The organism is Streptomyces sp. P5F9, from assembly GCF_057961495.1.
Genome location: NZ_JBXVPZ010000616.1, coordinates 1 through 4,766, shown reverse-complemented (window position 1 = coordinate 4,766; position 4,766 = coordinate 1). Strand labels below are relative to the sequence as shown.

The window sequence follows — 4,766 nt, the reverse complement described above, 5'->3', positions numbered from 1 at the left end:
CCCGCCCACGGCAGTCCCCGGGCGATACGCGTGCGAAGGAGCCCGCGATGAGTGAGATGATCACCGCGGACCTGGTCGACCTCGACCTGTCCGCCGATACCAAAGAGGCGGCGGCACGTGCCCTCGCCGACCGCATGGTCGCCCAGGGCCGGGTCACCGACCTCGACGGCTTCCTCGCCGACGTGGCGGCCCGCGAGGCGCAGATGCCGACCGGCCTGGACGGCGGCATCGGCATCCCGCACTGCCGCAGCGAGTACGTCACCGAACCGTCGCTCGCCTTCGGGCGCAGCGCCGAGGGCGTCGACTTCGGCGCTCCCGACGGCCCCGCCGACCTGATCTTCCTGATCGCCGCGCCCGCCGGGGCCGACGACGCCCACCTGACGATCCTCTCCGCACTGGCCCGCCAGCTCATGAACGCCGAGTTCACCTCCGCCCTGCGCGCGGTGGGCGACGCGGAGAGCGCGGCGGCCCTGATCCGCGGCGACGAGACCCCCGCGCCGAGCACCCCCGAAAACTCCGCCGCGACGCCGGTGGCGGCCTCCGCCGGCGCCGCGGCGGGCAGTTCGCCGGCCGACGGTTCCACGGCTGCTACGGCGGCCGCGGGCACCGGCGCCGACGAGCAGCCGTTCCGTATCGTCGCCGTCACCTCCTGCCCGACCGGTATCGCGCACACCTACATGGCGGCCGAGGCGCTGGAGAACGCGGGCCGCGACGCCGGTGTCGAACTCGTCGTGGAGCCGCAGGGCTCGGCCGGTTTCACCCGGCTCGACCCAGCGGTGATCGCGGCGGCGGACGCCGTGATCTTCGCGCACGACGTGCCCGTACGGGAGAAGGAGCGCTTCGCCGGCAAGCCGACCGTGGACGTCGGCGTGAAGGCGGGCATCAACCGTCCCGCCGAACTGATCACCGAGGTCCGCGGCAAGGCGGAGCGCGGCGAGGTCACCGGCGGATCCGCGCCGACACCGGTCGAACGCGGTGGTGAGGCGGGCGAGGGCTACGGCTCGATGCTGCGCAAGTGGCTGATGTCCGGCGTCAGTTACATGGTCCCGTTCGTCGCGGCGGGCGGTCTGCTGATCGCCCTCGGCTTCGCGATCGGCGGCTACGAGATCAAGTCGGCGCCCTCGGTCATGCAGCACTTCGTGTGGACGCAGACCGACAGCTGGGCCGCGCTGATGTTCCAGATCGGCGCCGTCGCCTTCGGCTTCCTGGTCCCGGTGCTGGCCGGCTACATCGCCTACGGCATGGCGGACCGGCCCGGTCTGGTGCCCGGCTTCGTCGGCGGCATGATCGCCTCCACCATCAACGCGGGCTTCCTCGGCGGTCTCGCCGCCGGTCTGATCGCCGGTGGTGTGGTGCTGGCGATCCAGAAGGTGAAGATCCCGGCGGCTGTGCGCGGGATCATGCCGGTGGTGGTGATCCCACTGATCTCCACGGCGATCGTCGGGTTCCTGATGTTCGTGGTCATCGGGAAACCGATCGCCTCGGCGCAGAAGGGCATGACCGACTGGCTGAACGGCCTCAGCGGCTCGAACGCGATCCTGCTGGGCGCCCTGCTCGGCCTGATGATGTGCTTCGACCTCGGCGGCCCGGTCAACAAGGTCGCGTACACCTTCGCCACGGCGGGCATCGCGGTCTCCAGCCCGAGCGACTCCGCGATGAAGATCATGGCCGCGGTCATGGCGGCCGGCATGGTCCCGCCGCTGGCGATGGCCCTGGCGACGACCGTGCGCGGCAAGCTCTTCACCGAGACCGAGCGCGAGAACGGCAAGGCCGCCTGGGTCCTGGGCGCCTCCTTCATCTCCGAGGGCGCGATCCCGTTCGCGGCGGCCGACCCGCTGCGGGTCATCCCGTCCGCGATGGTGGGCGGCGCGATCACCGGCTCCCTGTCGATGGCGTTCGGCGCGACCCTGCGGGCCCCGCACGGCGGCATCTTCGTGGTCCCGCTGATCGGGCACGCGTTCCTCTACCTGATCGCCATCGCGGTCGGCATGTGCGTCACGGCGGCCCTGGTCGTCGTACTGAAGGGCATGCGCAAGTCGCCTGCGGGCAGCGCGTCCCCCGGAGCTCCGGAGGACATATCCGCTCCTACGGCGGACACGAAGCAGCCGGTCGCCGCCTAGCCTCTTTCCGGCCTCGGTGGGCCTCTTTTGGGCCGCGGTGAGGTGTTCACGGCAACTGCGAGATACGTCACGGTCCGGGACCACGGTCCCGGACCGTGGTGTCTACTGGAACGCATGCCTGAGCACGTCTCGATCCTCCAGCTGACCGGTGTGGCCGTTCTCGCCCTGGCGACCGTCGCCTGGGTGTTCGGCCTGACGCGCGTCCTGCGCCGCTCCCTCGTGGAGCCCACCACGTGGCACGCGGCCCACCCGCTCCACGCCCTCCCGAACCAGCGCCACACCGCTCCGCACGTGGAGTCCGTCGAACTGACCCCGGCGGAGCGGGACGCTTTCGCGGGTCTGGTACGACAGCTCAGCGACGGGCGTTGAAGCCTTCGCCGTTCAGGAAACCTGCGCTGCCCGGCGCTCCATCGCGTCGCGGGCCGCGTCCTCGCTGACGTACACCTCGCACATGTGACGGCCGTCCGGTGTCGCCGTGTGCTCGACCTCCCACAGGGAGATCTCCGCGCCGTCCTGCAGCAGGAACGCGTGCTCGTAGAGCGAGAAGCACAGCGCCGCGCGGCCCGCTCGGAACGGGCGGCCGAAGGCCTGCGTGATCTGGTGCGCGAACGCCGTCTCCAGCAGCGCGGCCGTCTCCTCGTCCGGCCGGTCCACGTTCTCCGCCCGGCGCAGTAAACGGCGCGCGTGATCCGCCGAGTCGTCCGCCAGATACGTGTGCCGGGGCTCCGGGATCGGCGACAGTTGCACCAGCACCGGCAGTTCGAAGTCCGGGGTGTCCGGCGGCAGCGGCAGACGCGCGGTCGCGACGCGCAGCTCGTCCTCGTCGGCGTACACCTCGTGCTGCGTCTCGCGGCCCAGCACGGTGTTGTGGACGAGCTCCCACAGGGTGAGCGCGGAGCCGTCGGGGAGCAGCCAGGTGTGCCGGTACGTCTCCCGGTGCAGGCCGGCGCTGTGGTGCGCGGAGTGCAGCGAACTGTCGTGCGCCAGCGCGCAGTCGAGACGCCGTATCGTCTCGTCCGGCAACTCGAAGGAGTTCAGGGCACGGCCGAGGAGTCGCGCGAGGTGCTCCTCCGGAGACTCGGGCGACTCGGGTTGTTCGTACGCTGCCGTGTCGTACGGAACGCTCAAGGCTTCTCCCGGCGTTGCTGCATGTCACCTTGTGGGTGCATACCGTAGCCCCTCGGTCGGACATCATTCCTGTGAACCGAGAAAACGTATGCCCGGAAAACGCGCGGGCCGCGCGAGATGTTCCCGCGCGGCCCGAAGTTCCGTCAAAACCCGCCGGTCAGGCGGCACTTCCGGCGGTCCACTCGCTCCACGCCATGTTCCAGCCGTTGAGCCCGTTGTCCGGGGCGACCGTCTTGTCGGGGGAGTTCTTCACGATGACGACGTCGCCGATGAGCGAGTTGTCGTAGAACCACGCGGCGTTCGTCGCACCCTGCGCGCCCTGTACGTCCGCGAGCCCGACACAGCCGTGGCTGGTGCCCGTCCGGCCGAAGGGCGGGTTGGACTTGTTGTACCAGTAGTTGCCGTGGATGAACGTCCCCGACGAGGTCAGGCGCATCGCGTGCGGCACGTCCGGGATGTCGTACTCCCCGCCCAGACCGACCGTCTGGCTGTTCATCCGGGTCTGGGTGAACTTCTCGGAGATCACCATCTGCCCGTTGTACGTGGTGTGTTCGGGGCTGCCCGAGGAGATCGGCAGCGACTTGAGGGTCTGGCCGTCCCGTACGACCGTCATGGTCTGCGTGTTGACATCGACCGTGGACACCTGCGAACGGCCGACGGTGAAGCTCACGGTCTTCTTCTGCACGCCGTAGACGCCGTTCGCGCCCTGCACGCCGTCCAGGTCGATCTTCATCGTGACCTTGGAACCGGCCTTCCAGTAGTCCTGCGGCCGGAAGTCGAGCCGCTGGGCGCCGAACCAGTGCCCCACGACCTGCTGCCCGCTGCTGGACGTCACCGTGATGTGCGACTGCACGGCCTTCTTGTCGCTGATCACCTTGTCGAAGTCGAACGAGACCGGCATCCCGACACCGACCGTCGTCCCGTTGTCCGGGGTGTACGTCCCGATGAAGCTGTTGCTCGAAGTGACGGTGGTGAAGATGGAGTTGGCGGCGGCGGTCTTACCGCTGGGGTCCTTGGCGGTGGCCGATATCTGGTATTTGGTCCCGCGCTCCAACTGCTCCTTGGGCTTCCAGGAGCTTCCGTTCGCGGATATCGCACCGTCCACGGCCTGCCCCGACCCGGCGACCGTCATCTTCACGTCGGTCAGCGTGCCGTCGCTGACCTGCACGCCGGTGGAGTTGATGGACGCGTTCGTCGAGCCGTCCTTGGCGGAGATGGTGATCTTCGCGGTGGACGTCTTGGCGGTCGTTTTGTTGCCGCCCTTGCTGTCGGTGTTGGCGTCCGCGCTGGCGTTGCCACCACACGCGCTGAGGGTGAGGGTGCCGACCACCAGGGCGGCGATGGCCCCCAGTACGCGCCGCGCTGCTATGTCCGGCGTTGTCACGGGCTGCTCCAGGTTCGTGGTGATGTACGTGATGCGTGATCCGCTGCGATGCGTGGACAAAGAGGGGCCGCGGCCCCGCACGGGTTCCCTGCGTTCTTCATGAACGCCGTCCGGTGACAGAACCGGGACATATG

4 protein-coding genes are annotated in these 4,766 nt (G+C 69.3%); 2 read left to right on the top strand and 2 right to left on the bottom strand.

The genetic code is table 11. From position 1 onward, the window contains the following. Window positions 1–47: 47 nt before the first annotated feature. Window positions 48–2,120: a PTS fructose transporter subunit IIABC gene (locus AC31A1_RS46960; RefSeq protein ID WP_489659185.1), complete on the top strand. Its 2,073-nt coding sequence runs from the start codon at window positions 48–50 to the stop codon at window positions 2,118–2,120. A gap of 114 nt (window positions 2,121–2,234) precedes the next feature. Then, window positions 2,235–2,489, top strand: a complete 255-nt coding sequence (locus AC31A1_RS46955; protein WP_489659184.1) for a hypothetical protein — start codon at window positions 2,235–2,237, stop codon at window positions 2,487–2,489. Between the two features lie 12 nt (window positions 2,490–2,501). On the opposite strand, the gene AC31A1_RS46950 is transcribed toward AC31A1_RS46955, so the two are convergent. Together AC31A1_RS46950 and AC31A1_RS46945 are read right to left on the bottom strand one after the other, a co-directional pair. Continuing rightward, entirely contained in the window at window positions 2,502–3,248 is a 747-nt protein-coding gene (locus AC31A1_RS46950) for a DUF6227 family protein (RefSeq protein ID WP_489659183.1), read from the bottom strand. 157 nt (window positions 3,249–3,405) lie between these two features. Next, window positions 3,406–4,632 (bottom strand): L,D-transpeptidase, encoded by a 1,227-nt coding sequence (locus AC31A1_RS46945; protein ID WP_489659186.1) that lies wholly within the window; start codon window positions 4,630–4,632, stop codon window positions 3,406–3,408. Between the last annotated feature and the right edge of the window lie 134 nt (window positions 4,633–4,766).

Bases quoted from the DNA above. Each gene is read 5' to 3' on its own strand.
- AC31A1_RS46960 (WP_489659185.1), top strand. From the start codon at position 48: ATGAGTGAGATGATCACCGCGGACCTGGTCGACCTCGACCTGTCCGCC.
- AC31A1_RS46955 (WP_489659184.1), top strand. From the start codon at position 2,235: ATGCCTGAGCACGTCTCGATCCTCCAGCTGACCGGTGTGGCCGTTCTC.